General features: G+C 37.4%; 20 protein-coding genes. 7 read left to right on the forward strand and 13 right to left on the reverse strand.

The genetic code is table 11. The features are described 5' to 3' along the window. Positions 1 to 14: 14 nt before the first annotated feature. From ABJQ32_20530 to ABJQ32_20540, 3 genes are all read right to left on the reverse strand, one after another. Positions 15 to 374 carry a BlaI/MecI/CopY family transcriptional regulator gene (locus ABJQ32_20530; GenBank protein ID MEP5292051.1) on the reverse strand — a complete coding sequence of 120 codons (360 nt, stop codon included), beginning with the start codon at positions 372 to 374 and terminating at the stop codon, positions 15 to 17. A gap of 184 nt (positions 375 to 558) precedes the next feature. Further along, positions 559 to 1,536 (reverse strand): acyl-ACP desaturase, encoded by a 978-nt coding sequence (locus tag ABJQ32_20535; GenBank protein ID MEP5292052.1) that lies wholly within the window; start codon positions 1,534 to 1,536, stop codon positions 559 to 561. A gap of 92 nt (positions 1,537 to 1,628) precedes the next feature. Beyond that, positions 1,629 to 2,651 carry a hypothetical protein gene (locus ABJQ32_20540; GenBank protein MEP5292053.1) on the reverse strand — a complete coding sequence of 341 codons (1,023 nt, stop codon included), beginning with the start codon at positions 2,649 to 2,651 and terminating at the stop codon, positions 1,629 to 1,631. A gap of 449 nt (positions 2,652 to 3,100) precedes the next feature. Between ABJQ32_20540 and ABJQ32_20545 the strand changes: the two genes are divergently transcribed. Further along, positions 3,101 to 4,177, forward strand: a complete 1,077-nt coding sequence (locus tag ABJQ32_20545) for a hypothetical protein (GenBank protein MEP5292054.1) — start codon at positions 3,101 to 3,103, stop codon at positions 4,175 to 4,177. A gap of 65 nt (positions 4,178 to 4,242) precedes the next feature. On the opposite strand, the gene ABJQ32_20550 is transcribed toward ABJQ32_20545, so the two are convergent. Then, entirely contained in the window at positions 4,243 to 5,667 is a 1,425-nt protein-coding gene (locus ABJQ32_20550; GenBank protein ID MEP5292055.1) for a carboxypeptidase-like regulatory domain-containing protein, read from the reverse strand. Between the two features lie 141 nt (positions 5,668 to 5,808). After that, positions 5,809 to 6,480, reverse strand: a complete 672-nt coding sequence (locus ABJQ32_20555) for a DUF2461 domain-containing protein (protein ID MEP5292056.1) — start codon at positions 6,478 to 6,480, stop codon at positions 5,809 to 5,811. 95 nt (positions 6,481 to 6,575) lie between these two features. On the opposite strand from ABJQ32_20555, the gene ABJQ32_20560 reads away from it, so the two are divergent. Both ABJQ32_20560 and ABJQ32_20565 read left to right on the forward strand, forming a co-directional pair. Next, on the forward strand, positions 6,576 to 7,679 hold the full coding sequence (locus ABJQ32_20560) for an AraC family transcriptional regulator (GenBank protein ID MEP5292057.1): 1,104 nt from the start codon (positions 6,576 to 6,578) through the stop codon (positions 7,677 to 7,679). 80 nt (positions 7,680 to 7,759) lie between these two features. Continuing rightward, positions 7,760 to 8,401 carry a CPBP family intramembrane glutamic endopeptidase gene (locus tag ABJQ32_20565; GenBank protein ID MEP5292058.1) on the forward strand — a complete coding sequence of 214 codons (642 nt, stop codon included), beginning with the start codon at positions 7,760 to 7,762 and terminating at the stop codon, positions 8,399 to 8,401. 33 nt (positions 8,402 to 8,434) lie between these two features. Here the strand turns inward: ABJQ32_20565 and ABJQ32_20570 are convergent, their stop codons facing one another. The 3 genes from ABJQ32_20570 to ABJQ32_20580 all read right to left on the reverse strand — a co-directional run bounded on the left by ABJQ32_20570 (position 8,435) and on the right by ABJQ32_20580 (position 9,893). After that, on the reverse strand, positions 8,435 to 8,842 hold the full coding sequence (locus tag ABJQ32_20570) for a nuclear transport factor 2 family protein (protein MEP5292059.1): 408 nt from the start codon (positions 8,840 to 8,842) through the stop codon (positions 8,435 to 8,437). A 13-nt stretch (positions 8,843 to 8,855) separates the two neighbouring features. After that, complete coding sequence (locus ABJQ32_20575; GenBank protein MEP5292060.1) at positions 8,856 to 9,320, reverse strand: hypothetical protein; 465 nt, start codon at positions 9,318 to 9,320, stop codon at positions 8,856 to 8,858. A gap of 66 nt (positions 9,321 to 9,386) precedes the next feature. Further along, entirely contained in the window at positions 9,387 to 9,893 is a 507-nt protein-coding gene (locus tag ABJQ32_20580) for a hypothetical protein (protein MEP5292061.1), read from the reverse strand. Between the two features lie 188 nt (positions 9,894 to 10,081). On the opposite strand from ABJQ32_20580, the gene ABJQ32_20585 reads away from it, so the two are divergent. After that, complete coding sequence (locus tag ABJQ32_20585; GenBank protein MEP5292062.1) at positions 10,082 to 10,789, forward strand: hypothetical protein; 708 nt, start codon at positions 10,082 to 10,084, stop codon at positions 10,787 to 10,789. A 228-nt stretch (positions 10,790 to 11,017) separates the two neighbouring features. Here the strand turns inward: ABJQ32_20585 and ABJQ32_20590 are convergent, their stop codons facing one another. From ABJQ32_20590 to ABJQ32_20610, 5 genes are read right to left on the reverse strand one after another with little or no spacing between them, the layout of a single operon-like run. Further along, a complete protein-coding gene (locus ABJQ32_20590) occupies positions 11,018 to 11,401 on the reverse strand; it encodes a DUF4287 domain-containing protein (GenBank protein ID MEP5292063.1) in 384 nt (127 codons plus the stop codon). Positions 11,402 to 11,413: 12 nt separating this feature from the next. Further along, the gene (locus ABJQ32_20595) at positions 11,414 to 11,824 is read right to left on the reverse strand and encodes a DUF1761 domain-containing protein (protein ID MEP5292064.1); all 411 of its coding nucleotides are present in this window, start codon (positions 11,822 to 11,824) and stop codon (positions 11,414 to 11,416) included. A gap of 55 nt (positions 11,825 to 11,879) precedes the next feature. Beyond that, a complete protein-coding gene (locus ABJQ32_20600) occupies positions 11,880 to 12,713 on the reverse strand; it encodes an AraC family transcriptional regulator (GenBank protein MEP5292065.1) in 834 nt (277 codons plus the stop codon). A 55-nt stretch (positions 12,714 to 12,768) separates the two neighbouring features. After that, a complete protein-coding gene (locus tag ABJQ32_20605) occupies positions 12,769 to 15,468 on the reverse strand; it encodes a choice-of-anchor tandem repeat GloVer-containing protein (GenBank protein ID MEP5292066.1) in 2,700 nt (899 codons plus the stop codon). A gap of 59 nt (positions 15,469 to 15,527) precedes the next feature. After that, positions 15,528 to 15,680 carry a hypothetical protein gene (locus ABJQ32_20610; protein MEP5292067.1) on the reverse strand — a complete coding sequence of 51 codons (153 nt, stop codon included), beginning with the start codon at positions 15,678 to 15,680 and terminating at the stop codon, positions 15,528 to 15,530. Positions 15,681 to 15,716: 36 nt separating this feature from the next. Between ABJQ32_20610 and ABJQ32_20615 the strand changes: the two genes are divergently transcribed. The 3 genes from ABJQ32_20615 to ABJQ32_20625 all read left to right on the forward strand — a co-directional run bounded on the left by ABJQ32_20615 (position 15,717) and on the right by ABJQ32_20625 (position 20,623). After that, on the forward strand, positions 15,717 to 19,079 hold the full coding sequence (locus tag ABJQ32_20615) for a methylmalonyl-CoA mutase family protein (GenBank protein MEP5292068.1): 3,363 nt from the start codon (positions 15,717 to 15,719) through the stop codon (positions 19,077 to 19,079). A gap of 61 nt (positions 19,080 to 19,140) precedes the next feature. Beyond that, on the forward strand, positions 19,141 to 19,515 hold the full coding sequence (locus ABJQ32_20620; protein MEP5292069.1) for a DUF1801 domain-containing protein: 375 nt from the start codon (positions 19,141 to 19,143) through the stop codon (positions 19,513 to 19,515). Between the two features lie 220 nt (positions 19,516 to 19,735). Then, positions 19,736 to 20,623: an ABC transporter ATP-binding protein gene (locus ABJQ32_20625; GenBank protein MEP5292070.1), complete on the forward strand. Its 888-nt coding sequence runs from the start codon at positions 19,736 to 19,738 to the stop codon at positions 20,621 to 20,623. Positions 20,624 to 20,630: the final 7 nt, after the last annotated feature.

Consider the following 20,630-nt stretch of genomic DNA (forward strand, 5'->3'; position numbering starts at 1 on the left):
AATGAAATAAGTTATCATTTTTTGTTTTCTTTCAATTTTTTAGACAGCTCTTCGAAAGTTTCTAAATCAAGGTCCTTGTTATTTAAGAAGTGAGATAACATATGCTCGAGTGATCCATCGAAGTAATTAGTTAGAAAATCTTTCATGAGAGATGTAGTGTATTTTCCCTTTGAGATTTTTGGAGAGTATTGGAATATGTTTCCATATTTCTCTCTGGTCACAAATCCTTTTTGTTCGAGAATTTTCAAAAATGTTCCCACGGTATTATAAGCCGGTTTGGGATCAGGCAGATGAGATATTATATCCCTAATAAAAATTTTTTTTTGCTGCCATATCACCTGCATTACTTGCTCTTCAGCCTTGGTTAATTTCATAGTATTACTATTTGAATAGTAAATATCCTAAAAAATTAGGAGTATTCCTAATTTTTTAGGATTTGAAAACAGAAGAATTATTAAACCTTATATGTAATCCTATTAAAAGTCTTAGTTAGGGGGTATTAGGGTGAGACCATTAGCACAAAAAAAAAGGGAATATTTAGATATTCCCTTTTTTCGTTTATGATGCAATCCATTTAAACTGAAATTGCTTTTCAGGAATTTGAACTCGTTCCGATAATCGTTGCAATCTATTGGGTAGTGCCATCAAATAGTCTCGAGCTTCCTCTGCTTTTTCATTGATCCCTTGGATATTCTCGATGTTCCATTCTTTTATCAGCGAGTTAAGTATATCAATGTAATCTTGTGTGGTATAAACCATGGTTCGCTGTGCTGCATCGGAAAAATGCTTGAATAGCTCGCTTATCTTGCCTCCAGACTCTCTTAAGAAATGCGCTGGCATCACGATCTTTTTCCTCATCATATCTTCAAAAGCGATCATAGCTTCACTAGGATCTATTTCGAAGATTCTTTTGATAAAGTTTTTGTAAGCGTTTGCATGGCGCGCCTCATCTGAAGCGATAATGCCGCACATTTTTGCCAAAAGAGCATTTCCGGCTTTTTTGGCCAAACTGGCTACTCTTCTATGAGATATATTGGTCGCTAGTTCTTGAAAACTCGTATAAATAAAGCTGCGATATGGATCTTTAGATGTCTGGATGTCAAATCCATCATTTAATAAATGATGCGTAGAGATTTCCATTTCCCTCATATTCACTCTACCTGACAGGTAGAGATATTTACTTAACAAATCTCCATGACGATTTTCTTCAGCCGTCCACCCTCTTACCCATTGCGTCCATCCACTTCCATTATTTTGGTTTACGCCATCCATATCCATTAGCCAGGACTCATAGGTAGGTAGTGCTTCTTCTGTGATGGTATCTCCGATGAGTACAGCAAATAGATCATAGTCCATTTCAGCCGAATGACCTTGAATATCACGAATCTCTTCTATAAACTCAGGAGCGTTAGAGTCTGGAAGAATATCCGATGGTTGCCATATTTCTTCAACTGGCTTTAAGTATTTATTCAACAGCTCATCCATCGATTTCTCTAGGGTTTGCATCACCTCCTTACGTATGTTATTCAAGTTCATTCAGCTAAGTTATTCCAATAGTTTAGTGCCAAAGGCATTCTGTGAATTAATTCCTAAAACTCGCGCAACTAACTATTGTTTTGTAATCTTAGTTAAGACTCATTTTCATAATAAATCTTGTAATATTTCCTACCATCTCCATCCACTCCTCTTTCTATTAGCTCACGATCTCCGTGGATATACACATGGAAGTTCTTATCTAACTTCAGCACACTCTTAAATATTCTAGCTTGCTTTTTGACTGACTGAACTGCGATCTTGAAATTGTCATCAAGTTCCAAATCCATCTCATTTTGATATTGCCTATCAAAACTTCTAAATGAAGAAACTGCTTCCTCTTCTTGACCAAAGACAGATAATTCAAATTCTCCCTTATCAAAATTTTCAGCTTCTTTGAAATACTTGATTGATTTGTTAAGAAGATCAATCTGATCTGTTTTGGATACCTCGAACTCCTCCGGCATCTGATCGGTAATGTAAGATTTAGTCATCTCAAGGAAATGATTCGTATTATTAACATGATCCTTTTTGAAGTCAAGGTTTATGAAATCATTTTTCCAATACACTGCTTCATTGCTATTGTTATCATACGCAAGAATGGTAAAAGGATCTTTATCAAAAAGGATAAGGCATGCTTTGTCAAGCTTCTTTTCACCTATTCCCTCTTTGAATAATAAAGCGGGTTCTTTCGTCCAGTTTGGTGTTTCAATAAAAGGATCTTTCTTTTCTACTTTAAAAATTCCAAGCCCTTCTACAGCTTTATTATTTAAAAGAATATTATTAAAGCGCACAATGAATAACTCTCCCTCCTTAATATTTGGGTGACGAGAGCTGGTAAGCAAATGAGAAATAATTCCTTCGGCGCTTTCTCCTATATTTTCATTTGAATGTATCTCTTTGGAAAGATTATATAATACATTCAGATCCAATGTCACATTATGAGTAAATTGATACGTGTTAGTCGATGCGGCAAAAGGTTTCAGGAAAATGCTTTTTAGCATCTCCTCTTCGCTTGGAGAAAATTCATCTTGTTTTAGGTGGTGATTCTTGTCAGACCCTTCTTCTATTCTTTGGAAGAACAACTCATTCACATCAGCTCCCTTGTATTCAATCATGATACTGAAATTTTAGGATGTGAAGTTAGATTTTCTGAAGCAGAGGCAATTCAAAAAATGTGATAATCATTGATTGTTTAACCGAAGCTGTATATGTATAGGAGCTTAAGCCGATTATAGGTGTCATGTATTAAAATCTTTCAAGTCAAGGGTGAAAATGATTCATTGAAAGTATACGTAGGAAAATCGGTTGATTTTTCAATTTTGTAATGCCTCATAATATTGAGTCTATGTTATCCTGTTGTACGAGTAGGTTTTAATCATAGTAGAGTATTATTAAATAAAGCTTTTACTTCAGGATACCATAGGCAAATTCCCTGAGTTCATGATTTCTTCTCAGAAATATCCAAGAAAGATGTGTGTTTATCGAAAGCTTTTAATTACTGCTTTTTATTCTTAGTGGTAGGGTAATTTTTTTTTTACTTGTACATATCAAAAAAGAATACGACATGAAGAATTTATTACAATTATTTCTGACGCTAATTATTCTGATAACAGCAGTAGGCTGTAATGAGGATAAAGAAGTGATAAGTCAGGTAGATATTCCTGCTCAATTTTCTGTAGATATCCCAACTCCAATTAGTAGTAATACCGGCAATTTAAACGGAAGAACTGCTGGTGATGGTGACGGTGTAATAGAAGGAAATGAAATATATGAAAGCGTGAGGTACTTTATACATCTAGGTGAGAGCTCAGCTGAAATTTTAGAATTAACCTTGAAAGTAGGAGCTGCATTAGAATCTCAAAATGTGCGAAGCTATACGTTTTTGAGCGACGATGATGATCGGGAAAAACGGATCGAAATCACCGAAAATGTAACTCGAGGAGGAGAGACCTATGCGTATGAAATGATAATGGTAGATACAGAAAACAGTGAGCAAGCCCTGCAACTTCTCTGGAATACAAGTCCGGTTTCTGGTGTTGCGATTTTGCAACCTTATAACATTGATCGTTCTGATGATGAGGCCTCAGAAAATGCGTTCTTTCGAGTAGACTATACTGAGGATCATGCCGAGTACGATGCTGCAATGACAATTTCCATAGCTGGAGTAGAAACAGTTGAAAATGGAGATATAGATAATCTAAAAATGTTTGTAGGCAAGAAAGGAGATGTCGTAGATGTGATGGGTAATTCAAATCATCCGAATGTTGTAATCATTGATGAAGATTATACTGGAGGTAGAAATTATGCGTTTGTAGGAAGAGGAGACGAGTCTACAGATCTTGGAGTGATAAAATTGGCATTACCGCCATCAAGCACTACAACTGCCGATGTTTTAACTGACTTTTCGGTTTACGCTGTATTGGATACCGAGATAAAGAAAGTGGCTGATTTGGACCAAAATACGATAGATGATATTTTGGCAGAGGCTCTTTCCCCAGCTTATTTTAATAACGATGGGTTTATCACTTCAGGTCCTGATAATAAGCCGGTAAGCTTTAGTGATTCATTTGTAGATCTAAGTGGCATGAATCCATTTGTGCCAAATGATGTAAAGAACTTGACTATCGGATTTATCCAGTAGTCAGGGTTTAGGTTGATTGGAAATTCCCGGCTGAGAGGTCGGGATTTTTTATGTTAATACAGTGCTTAATTGATCTCTTCGGCTATCATTTTTTTGATTTTCTCAGAAACGCTTTTGCTCGATATTAATAAATTCTTTCCTTTAAATAAGCTGATGCCGTGTGATGGGTTTGCTTGAATCAGTTCGAGACTTTTAAGATAATAGTGACTGAATAGAGGAAAGCCGGATACATCATGTTTCCACTTACTTTTAGGTATTCCGCTTGCTATGCACACAACTTCTATCTCTTGAAATGTATAATTTTCTAAGACCTCATAAAGTTCATCAAGGTTTTCATATATCGGGTAAGTAGAGGCATTTGTATAAACAAAGAGGTAGAGTTTGTTGTCTTGAGTGTTATGAGTTAATACATCTAAAGTAGATGTGTATTTTTTATCTTTAGTATAATCATATGGTACATAGTTATTGGTTCTATGCCCTAAAATCAAATCTCTTTTTCTGTCGACATTAATAACTTTACCATCTCTGTCATACCGTGTGATGAGTTCTATGAACTCTACACGAGTGTCAACAATTGGATCATCACTTAGGCTATGATCATAGATTGTAGTTGTATGTTCTCTTCTATATAAGTGGTGATTATTCTGACCGTAAACGATTTGCTCCTTGCGCTCAAGTTTTCGTAGGGTCAGGTCATTCACTGAGATGTAAAACTTATAATCATTTTTTAAAAAACCGTTTCCCAGTGCCGAGTCCTTTTGCTGTAAAACACTGATTTCAAATAATTCTTCATTCTCAAACGTGACTATGTCTGTAAATTCATATGAATATTTACCCTTGCTTTTTTTGAGCTTAGGACTCGAATAAAGATCTGTCTTTAATACTTCTTCTGGCGCAAAAATGTAGGTCGATGTTATTAGAGCATCTACGTCAAGAGAATATTCCTCTAAGCCTTTATACTTTTCAGAAATGTTCACATTCCATTTAGTTGATTCTTTGCGAGTTACTTCAGCATCTTTATTGTGGTAGTATTTTGTCAATACGTTGTTGTGATGAGTAACCTGTTCAACATTGAGTTTTATTGGCTTACCTCTATCAATTTTAGATGCGGACCTAATTGCAGCTTGTACCAGCTTCTTTGCAGAAAGATTAGCCTGCTTTCCAGTTACAATGACTTCTTCAAGTTGACCTATGAGAGGCTCAAGTCTGATTGTTTTATCCCAGCTAAAAGCCCCTGTTATTTTAATAGACTTGAAACCAACGGAACTTATAATAAGTTGACTTCCAGCAATCTCATCTGATTCTACAATCAGTTCAAAATATCCTTTTTCATTAGAAACAGTGCCAATTGGTTTGTTTTCTATAGCAATGTGAGCAAAGGGTACAGGAGTATCATCCTGTGCAGAAATTACTTTTCCAGAGAAAGCAATGGATTGCCCAGTTATTGATCCGGCAATTAGAAGAAGAGCAGAGTTCAAAAAGATTTTCAAGGTTAGATTCTTTACCAAAAAACGAGAGCTCTATAAAATTATTATTGGATAAGAAATAGAATAGTTCAATATGCAGCAATCCCATTCTGTTCTTCTCTGTAAGAAATAATATTTGGTAAAGGGTGTAGCGTTTATTCTTGATTAAATCAAAGGAATTCCATTTAAATCTGTGGTGAGCATCTCAGTCATGCTATCTAGAAAAGGCCTCATTTCCTTGAAGGTTTCGGACATGATCTTTGCAAAATTCTTATCGTTGACCTGCTCATTGGTAAAATCCTTTCTTATCATAAATTGCCGATATCTGAGTAGGTCGATATCAGGGTGATCTTTTTCAAATCCCCTCGGAGAGGTTTTTAATTGTGACCCTAATAACTCACCAAATGATCTCTTAAAAGCTTTGGATGTAACCACTTCCCTTAATGGATCTGCATATTGAGCTATTTGATTCCTGATATGTAATAGGTCTTGTGAGTTAGGTCCAAAAAAACCTCCCATCACAAATGAGCCAGCAATACCTATATGATAATAATAACTGCCTCTTCTTTCGGCTCCTGATCTATATAGACCACCTCCCCAATGATTTTTGTATGGAGTCTTGTCTTTTTTAAATCGTACATCTCTGTAAATTCTATTCAAGCTTTTTTTACCAGTTGGGGTCTCAATAACATCATGCTTGTTCATCTCCTTAAGTAGCTGATCGGCAAAAGAAATCATTTCCTCATGAGATGCCTGATAGGATGATTTATTCGCTTGAAACCACTCACGGTTGTTGTTTTGACTAAGTTTTTTTAGGAAGTCGAATGTTGTCTGCATAATTGATGAATAATAGCCCTTAACGTTTGAAATAGAGTATATGTGACAAGATGCATAAAAATAGGAAATAGATCTTCTCTTATATTGCAATCCCAATGGAGAGCCTTCTGATTGTAGGAATAACATGCTCATTGCTTTTAAGCTTATTGATACTCGCTAAGAAAAATAAATCATTCGCGGATAGGATTTTTTTTACCTGGCAAGTTGCCCTCATTTTGCACTTCTCTTTCCTTTACGTTCGATACGCTAGCCTGTATTTAGATTATCCTCACCTGCTTGCTTTAGACACCTCTCTGGGGCTCTTGCATATTCCTCTACTCTTCATTTATGTTCATACACTTACGAATGAAAAGCATCTTGCATGGAAGCATCTTGTTCTTCACCTATTACCTTTTTTAGTTGTAAACATTTTGTTGGGAGTTAGCTTCTATTTTCTGTCTGCGGAAGCCAAAATCGCTATTTATACAGAGGCCTTACAGAGCAGGAAAGTATCAATCACTGATGCGCTAATTATTTGTCAAAGTATGATATACTTTCCAATAGCATTCCAATTACTTGGTAAGTACAATAGACAGATTCAGGAAAAATTTTCAACAATCGATGAAATAAACCTAAGATGGCTTCAAAAGGTTAGTGTAGCTTTTGCGATCGGTTTTGGGCTTAAAATAGTTTTTAACCTTCTGGTTTTTACAGGAGTTACCTTAGCAGTGGAATTTGAGGAGGCGACTGTTGTAGTATTCTGCTTTCTCTTGCTTTTTCTGGGGTACCATGGGATTAAAAGCACAACTATTTTTAATCAACCTGGTCCGGAGATCAAAAAAGATGTTATCCATAGATACGCAAAGTCTGGTTTGAATGATGTAGACTTGATAAGGCATATCAAGCAGGTAGAGGAGTATATGAAATCTCAAAAACCTTATTTGAATGATGATTTGACTCTTGCCCAGTTAGCTAAAGAAGTAAACTTATCACCAAACAATTTATCTCAAATAATCAATCAGGGATTAAAGAAGAGCTTCTATGATTTTGTAAATGAATACAGGGTGTTGGAAGTGAAAGAGAAACTAGGAAGCGAGGAATACAAGCATATCAAATTATTAGCCATCGCTTTTGAGTCCGGCTTTAAGTCAAAATCTACGTTCAACGCATTCTTTAAGAAGACTGTTGGTCAAACCCCTTCAGAGTTTAAGGACTCGTAATCTATTTAGCCATAATTAGTGCGATCCTACACGCATGGTCGAATAGCATATGCGTGGATGGTAATCTTGCTTTAAAAAATATGAAAGCAACGAATTATAAACCTTTTAAAGACAGGAAAGGAATGATCCTATCAATGATTCTGGTGGTAGCAATGGGAACTATTGGGCAGGTTGGGTTTCTAGTGACCATGATTTTAATGATAGTTTTCTATAGAATAAGAAAGGTAACTCTTGTTGAATTAGGCTTGAATAAACCCCAGTCTTGGATAAGGAGTATTGGACTTGGATTAGCCTTAGCCATGGCAATCATATTAGTAGTTAAGGGAATAGAATACGTGTTCTTTGAGTCAAGTCTGAAACCTGATGTTTCACGTTTTTACGTGATAAAAGAGAATCCACTTTATTTATTCTTGACATTAATTTTTGTGTGGATTACTGCCGGTTTTGGCGAGGAGGTAATATGGAGGGGATTCATGATGAAAAACATGGCAATTCTTTTGGGGAATAACCGTAATTCCTGGATAATAAGCCTTATCATTTCATCAGTTTTATTTGGATCTATTCATATGTATCAAGGTTTGATTGGAGTAGTTCAAACGGGATTGGCTGGGCTCTTTTTAGGAATGATTTACATGAAAAATGGCAAGTATAATTTATGGTTAAATATTCTTACACATGGATTTATCAATACGATCAGCTTAATCTATATCTATTTTAGTTAGAGTTAGATGACTCTTTTGACTTCCTATTTTTGACTATTTAAGTTCACCTCTGATGACGGTACACCTAAAAATTTGCTGTGACCTGACCTCATACATCACAATTAATTCAATAGCTTCTGGCTTCCCGAGTCTGCCTGTGATATTTTCATGATCTATGATTGTGTTTCCAAGTACCATCCGATTTTTCAATTCAGAATATAGGTTTGGTGATTTTTGGAAAAGATTCGAGTAAAGCTTTTCTACTTCGCTCTTTCCTGTAGCTAATACTTTACCGTCTGATTGATTGATTAAAGTTGCGTCTTCTGAAAACAAAGACATGAACCCCTGAAGATCTTTGTTATTGTAAAGGTCTAACTGCTGTTGTACTATTTCCTCTGGAGATTGTGCCATAGAGTAAATGCTAGTAAAAATTAAAATGAAAGTTGCTAAGATCTTTTTCATTGAGTGAAGTTATTCAAAATGCGCATCCGCTTGGTAGAGGGTCTATTTGATCCAAGTCCTTGCCTAAGTCTTCGGGGAATTCTTCTGCACTGAATCCTGTGCTTACAGAACCTTTCAAAGTGACTCCTCCATATCCATTGTTATTCATATGTGCACGGATCCAGACTATCTGATCTTTAACTACTGCAACCCCACGACCGCTTCGTGTAAAAGGCTGTTCATTGACATGACTATGCTGAAGAATTCTCCTGTAGATCAATTCTCCTGATTCTGAAACGACTTCCCACCAGTCTGCATATTGTTCACATCCTTTGTCTGGACTTGAAATGGAGACACTGAATGTATAGCTATTCTCAGATCCAGAAATAGTCACATTTGTCACGTCCGCAAATTCAGAACCTTGTTGTGTCTCTTTTTGTGAATCGTCATCACATGATGAGCTAAGTACAGAGAGGAGAAGGAAAATAAGATTTTTCATAGAAGAATAAAGATAAGAAGTGCCTTGAAAATGATATGACTTAGAGCAGACTAACATTGATAATAGTTAATTAACCACCCTCCTAACTATTTCATTCAAAGCAGTCTTCGAAATCTCTTTTTCTCCTGAAAGTATAAAATCAGCTTCCGGCCACTGCCCATAATGTAGGTATGAGTCCCAAACATGCGTAATAAACCAGTCGGGCTCATCTCCCCACCGGGTTTCTTTCTTTCGTCGAGTAAGAAAGGTTTCTTTCGATAATTGAATCCAGATAGTTGAATCATAAAATAACATCAATGACTTATTGGCGAATGCGAGGATTCCTTCCACTACAATTAGATCGTAACTATCCTGATGATTTTTGATGGTTGAGTAAAGTCGGTTAAAATCTACAGACCCTGGACACTCCCAATCTGTTCGATCTTTGATTTTGGGGATGTTTTCTTCAGGAAAAACGAAATCATCCATGTCCAATAGGAGCACTCGTTTATTGAATAGATGATCTTTAATTTGTTGCGCCAAAACAGACTTTCCAGATCTGCTGCATCCTCCAATTCCAATGACATTTATCATTTAATTCCAAATAAAGGCTTAATGTTTTGGAATACCAATGTGGGACGATCTTTATTTGTGTTTAGAATTGACAAGCTAGGACTGTTAGGGTCTAAGTTTATGACTTTAATTTCACTTATAATATGAGAATTAATTGGATCTTTTTTGTTATTGTCGTTACTGTAATAATAAGTTGTGTTAATAACTCGATGGAGGAATCACTTTTCAAAGAAGAAGACTTTGAAGTAAACGATTTCCGTTTATTCATCGATGAAAACCCCGACCAAGGACAAATCCTTGGAAACATAGATGCATCAACAAAAGAAGGTCAACTTACTTTCACTTTAGATTCTCAATCTCCTGGAGGTGCTATTGAAGTGGATGAAAATTCTGGCGCAATTACAATTGCTGATGCATCGCTATTTGTATTTGCAGACAATCCTGAAATTACTGCCTCTGTCACGGTGAAAAACGGAACTAACGAAAAAAATGTAGAAATCTCGATTTTCATCAATGATCCCGGAGTACCTAATTTTACTATTTGGACAGGCTCAAAACTTACATTTTTAAAACAAGACGGAGCTGATGCTGGTGAAGCTACCAATCAGGATAGAATCACAGATAATGTTTGGATTACTAGAGGGAATGGAGGGGGGCAAATCTTCAATATCAAAGAAGAGTCCGAGGCAAATAAAGCATCGAGCCCGAAAGGTACTGAATGGGCCAGAGGAACAACAGAGAATATAGCTAACCTGAATTTTGTTCCATTTAGAGATGCTATCGCTCCCAAAAATGTAGTGGGAGAGAATTTAGTGTTGCATCTAATAACTGACGATGTATATTTAGATGTTACATTTTTATCTTGGACCCAAGACAAACGAGGTGGCTTTTCGTATGAAAGATCCACTGAGAATTAAGTTAGAGGATCTTGTTTAAAAGCACCTAAATACAATTATTGTAAAGTGATTTACGGAGCTGCTAGTTAATTAATACTCAATTAGCTAGCAGCTTAATAAGCTTCCTTCAACCATCCCACCAACTCCAGGTCTACTTCTTCTGTAGAGGTCAGCTGCACTCTGTGTATACACATACTGCCAAATGGGCCGGAATTGCCTAATCTTTCTGTAGTTGCTTTGCTTTTGAGTTTAAGTCCAAGATCTATCCGTGTTTTGGTCACAGGCTTGATCAAAAGCAAACTGCTTCTTTCGAATCATGCTTACACTATCCTTCTTTGGAGTTTGAGTGATGTCATTTCCCAGTCTTGAAATCTCAGATATAAGCTTCTCATAAATAGGTCGAAGAATTTCTTTTCCCTGATACTGATTTTTTAATAAATCTTCAGGATTATGAGATCCAGCATCAGCTTTTCGAGCCTTCATGGCAATGAAATTTGCATAACCATAAGTGAAGCCATGTTCAGATTTGAGGAAATCAATGATCGCCTTATGTTTTTCTATTTTCGAATCCTCAACCACCTTGACCCAATGCGCCAGTGATTTTCCAGTTCTTTCTAATAAACCTTTTTCCATTTTCTATTTGTTTTACCAGCTTCCAAGTATGAATCCCATTAATGTTAATGAAAGCACACAATACCCTGCGTTGATCAAGTAGACTTTCATTGTCTGCATCTCAAATAAATACAGAATACCAAGAAAGGTAGCCACCCATCCTATTCCAGCTAAGAAACCAGCTACTGATCCAAACATTATGTCTGCATCTGGGCCTATGAACATTTCCAAAATCAGAGCGGCAATGAAGGCTAGGAAAAGAGATAGTCCAAAGGTTTTGGGGGCGCTTCGTTTTTTTAAATCTTCTTCAGTATAACCAAAAGCTTGCATCCATGTCTTACCGAAAAGTGGACCATACCAGATTCCGCCAATAAGGAAGGTAGAGGTTGCTGCAACTATGACAGATAACCAGTTGATGTTTTGCAGTGCTGTTGCTAAATCCATGTTTTTTAATTTTTGACAAGGTTAGCCACAGCCTTTTGGCCTCCATAGTAAAAAATTAACCTCTTCGATCCAGTGGTAAAAAATTTGGATCATCTTCCTGATTAAAATCCTGATCAATGAACTCTTCAGGATTGAACCCCGAAAAAAGCTTAAACTCCTTTATAAAGTAGGATTGATCAGTAAAGCCACATTGATAAGCTATTTGTGCCCACGAGATCATCTCTTTCTTATGAACTTTTTGTAGAATCTCGTTGAAGCGTAAGATCCGCTGAGATGATTTCGGTGTTAAGCCAATATACTTTTTGAATTGATCAATCAGATGCTTCTGTGTATTAGGATAATTCTCTACGATCAAAGGGTAATTGGCTGCCGGTGCTTTTTGTAGTTCCTCATAAAAACCAATGAGAGCAGGAGGAGGTGCCTTATCCTTTTGTAATCGATGATTTAACCAAGTCTCAGCTACAGAGAATTTGTCTGCTGAATTGGAAGGATGAAGTAGCTCTTCTCGCAAAGAAGTTAACTCATTTCCTAAAAAAGGTTCCGTGTGAACTACTTGATTACTGATTTCTTTCAAGGGAAAATGAAGAAAAGGATAGGCTCCATAAGGCTTGAATTGGATGACAAACATCTCTGAGTTCTCATGTGCGGAAATAGAGATATAGTTTTTATGCGCTCCAGATATCCAAACTTTTTGATACGCTGCTTTAGGTTTCAATGTATCATTATCTAGCGTATTTCGAGTATACCCATCCAACTCAAAAAGGATAAAGATATGCCCTGTCGGAACCACTCGCTCAATAGAATGGTCTGGTACGAAATTCTTGAAATGAAAAACTGATTCTATATAAGGAGATAAGGTTTCGGGGAGTTGATGCGTTTCGAAAATCATGGGTGAATGTCGGAAAGTGTTAGTTAAATCGCATGATCGATTTAGGTCAACTGCCTCATTCTTTAATGAGCTTACTTATTAATGAACGGCTCTTTGAATCTTCGATCAAGACTAAATAGATGCCTTTTTTTAAATAACTAACATCATAAATATTATTTGTGTTTTGATAGAAAGTCTTGACCAAGTGGCCTTTCAAGTCGAAAACTCTTATGGCAAACTTCAGTTTTTCTTTATCATGTTGAATAGAAAAATAGTCACTTGTTTTTGATGGATAAACGAAGCTGTTCTCCTCTGTTAGAATTCCTAAAACATCTGTGATTGAAATTGTTTGACTTACACTTTCTGCTGAATAGTAATCTTCATTCCCCAATTGGTTAGCGGTTATTATTACATCTCCAATACCATTGATTGAAACTTTGGATCCTTCTATCAAAGCAATATCAACATCACTTGAGGTAAAACTTATAGGTAATCCAGAAGAGGCTAATGCCTTTAAGTTGAAACTATCTGATAAAACGTTCAAGTTATTAGGCGGCTCCTGAAAATCAATATTCTGTTCGCTTTTTATAATTGTTAAGTTGCTGTAAGTAGCTGGACCTCCACCTATTTCATAACCAATCCGAAATAGTTTATTGAATTTCTTCAGGTTGGGATCATAGTTAAACAATTGAGGATCAATAATATTTGATGTCCCTGAGGCAGTAAAACCCCATAATTTTTGTTTGTAGTTCACCAGGCTGCCTAAGGGTCTGGCTGATCCGTCAGGGTCATTGAAATTAAAGCTATACTCCAAGCTATATTCCAAAGATAAAGGATCGAATGAGTATATAGTTCCATTATTGTATAGGCCACCTTCGCTTGTCATTCCATACAGTAACCCATTCAGTTCCACTAGCTTTCCTCTTGCATTTTCTCCAGTATTATTTTGGAAATGATATACAATTGTATAATCGGTTCCATTAATATTCATGTTGAATATTACTCCGTCCTCATTTTCACCTCCAGATCGAGTTGTTCCCCAGATTTTGTTATCAAAAATCATGAGCCCGTTACCAAATGGACTTGCTCCATTTTCCCCATTGAAGTCTATTAATTTTTGGTAATTGGACCCATCAATATTTATACTAAACAATACTCCACGATCATAATCGCCACCAGCGGAAGTCATCCCAAACAAAGTGCCATTAACTTCAATTAGTTCTCCATAAGGAGAGCTTCCATTCTCACCATCAAAATCATGGATTTTAGTGAAATTCATTCCATCATTATTAATAGTGAAAATGACCCCCATGTCATACAACCCTCCATTGGTCGTCATTCCTAAGACTTTATTATTCAAATGGAAAAGTCTATTGCCTTCATCCAGACCTCCATTATCTCCATCAAACGAATGTGCAATACTAAATTCAGACTCATCTCTATTTATATTAAAGAGGATTCCTTTTCCGTGGAGACCTCCGTATCTAGTCATCCCCCATAAGGTGCCTTCACAATCAATTAGCGATGAGCTAATACCAGAGGCCACTAAATCTTGATTGAATCCAAATTCTTTTTTATAATCTGTTCCAGCAATGTGAAAGCTAACAATGGTGCCAAAATTATTTTTTCCACCACGATTGATCGCGATATAAATACGGTCACCATAAATCAAAGGTATGCTTGAAGGGGTGTGGCCAGATAAGAGGTCGTTATCAAAGACCTTTTCGAAATCTGATCCGTCAATTTTTATTCTAAAAAGAGTTCCAAGATTTTCTAACCCACCTCTTAATGTTGTACCCCATAAGAATCCATCATTCTCTGCCAAGCTACCAATTGGCCTATCACCATTGTCCCCGTTGAAAGAATGAACCATAGTGTAATTAGATCCATCAAGCTCTACATTAAAAATGACTCCATTCCCAATTTCTCCTCCAATGCTGCAAGTTCCCCAAATTTTAGAATTACTATAAACTAATTTACCAAAAGGTTCTCCACCTGTAGTTAGATCAAATTCGTGCAGAATTGTAAAGCCTGTTCCATCAGGATTCAATCTAAAAATTTCCCCATAGCCATTTGCCCCTTCCCGATTTGTGGTGCCGTAAATTTTACCTTCTAACTCTAATAATGCTGCCCATGAAGTTCCAAAAAAAACTGAACCGGACTCAAATTCGTGAATTAGTTCATAACTCTGGGTACTTACTTCTATACTAAATATTGTCCCAAGTCCAAAAGCCGGGCCTCCTTTTGATGTTAGACCTAAAAGTTGGTTTTGATATTTTATTAAACCTGTGACTGGCTCGGCTCCATTTACACTTTCATCGAAATAGTGAACAACTTCAAAATTAGCCCCATCCAAATCAATAGTATAAATAGCCCCATCGTCTTTATCCCCTCCAAATCGAGTTACTCCCCATAAAGCTCCATGGCTATATAATAGTTGTCCTTGTGGCCAGCGTCCATTACTATCTTGAAAAGAGAAGAGCACCTCGTAATTGGAACCATCTGCATCAATAGTGAAAATAGCACCTCTTCCATATAGTCCTCCTGATTGTGTCGTTCCATAAAACTTTCCATTTACTTCCAGAATTTCATTGGGTAGTGTTCCTTCTAATGATCTAAGGTCTACTAACAATTCAGGATTTAGGTCTTCGCTTCCGAAACTATAAACACCACCTGAAGTGGCTCCTAGGAATGTGATTTGACCGCATATACTATCTGTTAACAAGAATAATAAAATTGCAAATAGCTCTAATTTTCTACTTAATCCAGGATTCATTTTAATGTACTTGTTAGTCTGTAGCGAAGTTTTGTTGATACAAATATATCTTAGGAGGACTAACTATCTGTAAAGTCTGATTTAAGGTAAGCAACCGATAAGTCTTCTGTGAAATAAATCGTTCCAAATAGAAAATTGTTGTGTTGCTTAATAAGCAAATACACCTTACTATAGATGACGTAGTTATCCAAATACATTCCAATCATCTTCATTTTCAGTATCTTTACTCATCCAAAAACTGAAGCGACATGACCCCAGAAGTTGAGATTTATAAGCCCAAGAACCATATTCGTATTGTTACTGCAGCATCCCTTTTTGATGGACATGATGCAGCCATCAATATCATGCGACGGATTATCCAGTCTACAGGCTGTGAAGTAATCCATTTAGGCCACAATCGAGCTGTGCAAGAAATAGTGGATTGTGCCATTCAGGAAGATGCGCAAGCCATTGCCATTACCAGTTATCAAGGTGGGCATGTAGAGTACTTTAAATACATGTATGATTTGTTGAAAGAACGAGGTGCAAGTCAGATCAAACTCTTTGGAGGTGGTGGAGGAACCATTCTTCCGGAAGAAATTGAGGAGCTGCATGCGTATGGGATCACCAGAATCTATTCACCCGATGATGGAAGAGCTATGGGGCTCCAAGGCATGATTAATGATCTGGTAGAAAAAAGTGATTTTGCAGTAGGAGAAAACCTGAATGGACAGGTAAAAAGAGTGGATGCAAAAGATCATAGTGCCATTGCACGATTAATTTCGGCGGCAGAAAACTATCCGGAAGATCATAAAGGGGAGATAGAATCGCTTCGAAAGAAAGCAAAAGACACACCTGTATTGGGAATTACAGGAACAGGAGGGGCCGGAAAGTCTTCCCTGGTTGATGAATTAGTTAGACGCTTCTTGGTTGACTTTAAGGATAAAACCATTGCAGTGATTTCAGTAGATCCTTCCAAGCGAAAAACAGGAGGAGCGCTACTCGGCGATCGTATACGTATGAATGCCATCTTCAATGATCGAGTCTACATGAGATCACTGGCTACACGTCAGTCCAATCTCGCCTTATCAAAATATGTGCAAGATGCCATAGATGTAGTGAAAGCTTCAGGTTTTGATCTAATTATTCTGGAGACTTCTGGTATTGGCCAATCCGATACGGAGATTACTGATCACTCAGATGCATCACTTTATGTCATGACTCCAGAATATGGAGCAGCTACCCAGTTAGAGAAGATTGACATGCTAGACTTTGCAGACATTATTGCGCTCAATAAATTCGATAAGCGTGGAGCACTCGATGCATTACGGGATGTGAAAAAGCAATATCAGCGTAATCATCTATTGTGGGATGCTAAACCAGAAGATTTGCCAGTATTTGGCACCATCGCTTCTCAATTCAATGATCCGGGGATGAACCAACTGTATTTGTCGTTGATGAATTTGATTGCTGAGAAAACAAAGACTGATTTGAAATCTTCTTTCGCCAGCTCTGATGAGATGAGCGAGAAGATCTTCATCATTCCTCCAAAAAGGACGCGCTATCTATCAGAGATTACAGAGACCATCCGAGGATATAATGATAAGGTAGAGCAGCAAAAAGAAATTGCGCAGAAGCTGTTTGGGTTGGATAAATCAGCAGAGGTGTTGAAGGATAAGTCAGATGCGCTAAAAGCCATAGATGATGCCAGAGAGGAGCTGAAACTCGATATGGATCCACACAATCTTAAAGTGTTGGAAGATTGGAATGCGAAAAAGGCCAACTATGAAGGAGAGTTTTTCACCTATGAAGTAAGAGGAAAAGAGATTAAAGTTGAGACGACTACTCAGTCACTTTCGCATACAAAGATCCCTAAGGTAATTCTTCCTCGATTTGAAGCATGGGGAGATATTCTCAGGTGGAGTCTACAGGAGAATGTACCTGGAGAGTTTCCGTATACCGCAGGGGTATTTCCATTCAAACGTCAAGGAGAAGATCCTACCAGAATGTTTGCAGGAGAAGGAGGACCAGAGCGAACCAACAGAAGGTTTCACTATGTGTCCATGGGACTTCCGGCAGCTAGGTTGTCTACTGCATTTGATTCAGTGACACTTTATGGAGAAGATCCAGATTACAGACCTGATATCTATGGGAAAATAGGTAACTCGGGAGTGAGTATTTGCTGCCTAGATGATGCAAAAAAACTATACTCAGGTTTTGACCTGTGTGATCCAACTACTTCGGTTTCCATGACCATCAATGGACCAGCAGCTACTATCTGTGCCTTCTTTATGAATGCAGCCATCGATCAGCAGTGCGAAAAGTATATCAAGGAAAATAAGCTGGAAAAAGAGATTGAAAAGAAGATATCGGACATTTATAAAAAGCGAGGAATAAAGCGCCCAGAATATGCTGGCGAACTACCAGAAGGAAATGATGGACTAGGTTTAATGCTACTCGGTGTAACAGGAGACCAAGTATTGCCAGCGGATATATATAATGAAATGAAAGTGAAGGCACTTTCTTCGGTAAGAGGAACTGTGCAAGCAGATATTTTGAAAGAAGATCAGGCGCAAAATACCTGTATTTTTTCTACAGAGTTTTCTCTTCGGTTGATGGGAGACGTGCAACAATATTTCATTGATGAGAATGTGCGGAATTTCTATTCTGTGTCAATTTCTGGCTATCATATTGCAGAGGCGGGCGCTAATCCAATCTCTCAGTTGGCCTTTACACTAGCGAATGGTTTTACATTTGTGGAGTACTATTTATCTAGAGGAATGGACATCAATTCATTTGCGCCAAACCTCTCTTTCTTCTTTTCCAATGGAGTGGATCCAGAGTACGCAGTGATTGGAAGGGTGGCGAGACGGATTTGGGCAAAGGCCATGAAGTTAAAATATGGAGCAAATGAGCGCGCACAGAAGCTGAAATATCATATTCAAACCTCTGGGAGGTCTTTGCATGCCCAGGAAATTGATTTTAACGATATCCGAACTACGCTCCAGGCACTCTATGCGATTTACGACAATTGTAACTCGCTTCATACGAATGCTTATGATGAGGCTATTACCACACCGACTGAAGAGTCAGTGCGACGCGCTATGGCTATTCAATTGATTATTAACAAAGAACTCGGACTCACCAAAAATGAAAACCCCATTCAAGGATCATTCATTATTGAAGAATTGACTGACTTAGTAGAAGAGGCAGTGATGGTTGAGTTTGATCGAATCACCGAAAGAGGAGGAGTGCTAGGTGCGATGGAAAGTATGTATCAACGTGGTAAGATTCAGGAAGAATCCATGTACTACGAGATGCAAAAACATACGGGTGAGTTGCCGATTATCGGAGTAAATACCTTCCTTTCATCTAAAGGATCTCCTACGGTGACACCCGCAGAAGTAATCAGGGCAGAAACAGAAGAAAAGGAATTGCAAATTTCTAATTTGAATGCGCTTCATGAAGGAAGTGCTGATAAGTCTGAAATACTTTTGAGATCTTTACAAGAGACAGCTCTTAAGAATGAAAATACATTCGAAGCACTGATGGAAGCGGCTAAATACTGTTCGCTTGGCCAAGTGACCCATGCGATGTTTGAGGTTGGAGGACAATACCGTAGAAATATGTAAATACATTGTCCGAAAATTCTGAACAAAGTGAAGGATCTAGATCAACACAGATTTATATTTAATGCAATACAACGCAACAACACCAATAGAATATCTAAACCTACTTGAAAAAGATTGGAGGAAAGATAAATTGAATGAGCTTCGAGCAATCTTACTTGCTCAGCCTGATGTCAAAGAAGGAATCAACTATAAGATGTTGAGTTACGAAGATGATAAAGGGGTTATTTTTCATCTAAATGCTCAGAAAAACTATGTTGCCTTATATGTTGGAGATGCTGCTAAAGTTGATCCAACTGGAGAGCTGCTGGAGGGAATAGACCATGGAAAGGGATGTCTTCGATTCAAAAAATCAATCATCTTCTCAGAAACTAACATTGAGAAATTCATAAAGAAGGCAATAGACATTTGGAAACAGGGTGGTGATATTGGTTGTTGAGAATTTGCTTTGATATGCCGATGACCGTTCGTCGGACTCTATAACCTTTAAGTTGGGATAATAACTTTACCCCACTCAACTGTAAGTTTTTGTATTTATGTGACACTAAACTTACAAATGTAAAAATCTTAATTCATGAAATAAGCTTATCGAGAAGTACGATAACTGTACAACTACGTTCTGCTAATTCCATTAGACTTTTTTTAAAACAAGTGACCACATGAAACTAACAATCTCTAACCTTTCTAAAACCTACAAGAATGGTGTAAAAGCCATTGATGATGTATCATTGGAAATCTCCTCCGGAATGTTTGGTCTCCTAGGACCAAATGGTGCAGGCAAGTCTTCCTTGATGCGAACAATTGCTACACTTCAGTCACCAGATGCAGGCGAAATCCACATGGACGACCTAAACATCCATCAAAATCAAATAGAATTTAGAAAGCGACTTGGGTATTTGCCACAAGAATTTGGAGTTTACGGTAAAATGTCAGCTGAAGCGCTGCTTCAATATTTTGCGACCCTCAAGGGAATAAGCACAAAGGCAGAACGAGATGCAATTGTTAAAAGCGCATTGGAAGTCACGAACCTTTACGAGGTACGTAAGAAAGATGTCGCCAAATATTCAGGTGGAATGAAGCAGCGATTTGGTATAGCTCAGCTACTCTTAAATGATCCAAAACTAATCATCGTGGATGAACCAACAGCAGGTCTCGATCCCACAGAAAGGCAAAGATTTTTGAACGTATTGAGAGAGATTGGTACAAATAATATTGTGATTTTCTCTACGCATATTGTGGATGATGTGAAAGAATTGTGCACAGATATGGCTATTCTGAATGGTGGAAGAATTCTATCCCATCAAACACCTAAAGAGGCTGTTAAAACACTTGAGGGTAAGATATGGAAGAAAGTGATTGAAAGAGATGACTTGGAATCTGAGGAATCTAAATACGACGTGATTTCATCTAATTTCAATGATGACAACACGGTAAATATTCGAGTATTAAGTGACGGTAATCCGGGAGAAGGATTCAACTCTGTGGAGGCAAACCTCGAAGATGTGTATTTCACTACACTAGGTCAGGAAAAATCTGTTGAAGCCTAAACCAATC

The sequence above is a fragment of the Marinobacter alexandrii genome (assembly GCA_039984955.1).
GTDB lineage: Bacteria > Bacteroidota > Bacteroidia > Cytophagales > Cyclobacteriaceae > Ekhidna.

Bases quoted from the DNA above. Each gene is read 5' to 3' on its own strand.
- ABJQ32_20555 (MEP5292056.1), bottom strand. From the start codon at position 6,480: ATGCAGACAACATTCGACTTCCTAAAAAAACTTAGTCAAAACAACAAC.
- ABJQ32_20605 (MEP5292066.1), bottom strand. From the start codon at position 15,468: ATGAATCCTGGATTAAGTAGAAAATTAGAGCTATTTGCAATTTTATTA.
- ABJQ32_20600 (MEP5292065.1), bottom strand. From the start codon at position 12,713: ATGATTTTCGAAACGCATCAACTCCCCGAAACCTTATCTCCTTATATA.
- ABJQ32_20585 (MEP5292062.1), top strand. From the start codon at position 10,082: ATGGAGGAATCACTTTTCAAAGAAGAAGACTTTGAAGTAAACGATTTC.
- ABJQ32_20610 (MEP5292067.1), bottom strand. From the start codon at position 15,680: ATGAAGATGATTGGAATGTATTTGGATAACTACGTCATCTATAGTAAG.
- ABJQ32_20615 (MEP5292068.1), top strand. From the start codon at position 15,717: ATGACCCCAGAAGTTGAGATTTATAAGCCCAAGAACCATATTCGTATT.
- ABJQ32_20620 (MEP5292069.1), top strand. From the start codon at position 19,141: ATGCAATACAACGCAACAACACCAATAGAATATCTAAACCTACTTGAA.
- ABJQ32_20540 (MEP5292053.1), bottom strand. From the start codon at position 2,651: ATGATTGAATACAAGGGAGCTGATGTGAATGAGTTGTTCTTCCAAAGA.
- ABJQ32_20590 (MEP5292063.1), bottom strand. From the start codon at position 11,401: ATGGAAAAAGGTTTATTAGAAAGAACTGGAAAATCACTGGCGCATTGG.
- ABJQ32_20625 (MEP5292070.1), top strand. From the start codon at position 19,736: ATGAAACTAACAATCTCTAACCTTTCTAAAACCTACAAGAATGGTGTA.
- ABJQ32_20535 (MEP5292052.1), bottom strand. From the start codon at position 1,536: ATGAACTTGAATAACATACGTAAGGAGGTGATGCAAACCCTAGAGAAA.
- ABJQ32_20575 (MEP5292060.1), bottom strand. From the start codon at position 9,320: ATGAAAAATCTTATTTTCCTTCTCCTCTCTGTACTTAGCTCATCATGT.
- ABJQ32_20565 (MEP5292058.1), top strand. From the start codon at position 7,760: ATGAAAGCAACGAATTATAAACCTTTTAAAGACAGGAAAGGAATGATC.
- ABJQ32_20580 (MEP5292061.1), bottom strand. From the start codon at position 9,893: ATGATAAATGTCATTGGAATTGGAGGATGCAGCAGATCTGGAAAGTCT.
- ABJQ32_20595 (MEP5292064.1), bottom strand. From the start codon at position 11,824: ATGGATTTAGCAACAGCACTGCAAAACATCAACTGGTTATCTGTCATA.
- ABJQ32_20545 (MEP5292054.1), top strand. From the start codon at position 3,101: ATGAAGAATTTATTACAATTATTTCTGACGCTAATTATTCTGATAACA.
- ABJQ32_20530 (MEP5292051.1), bottom strand. From the start codon at position 374: ATGAAATTAACCAAGGCTGAAGAGCAAGTAATGCAGGTGATATGGCAG.
- ABJQ32_20560 (MEP5292057.1), top strand. From the start codon at position 6,576: ATGGAGAGCCTTCTGATTGTAGGAATAACATGCTCATTGCTTTTAAGC.
- ABJQ32_20570 (MEP5292059.1), bottom strand. From the start codon at position 8,842: ATGAAAAAGATCTTAGCAACTTTCATTTTAATTTTTACTAGCATTTAC.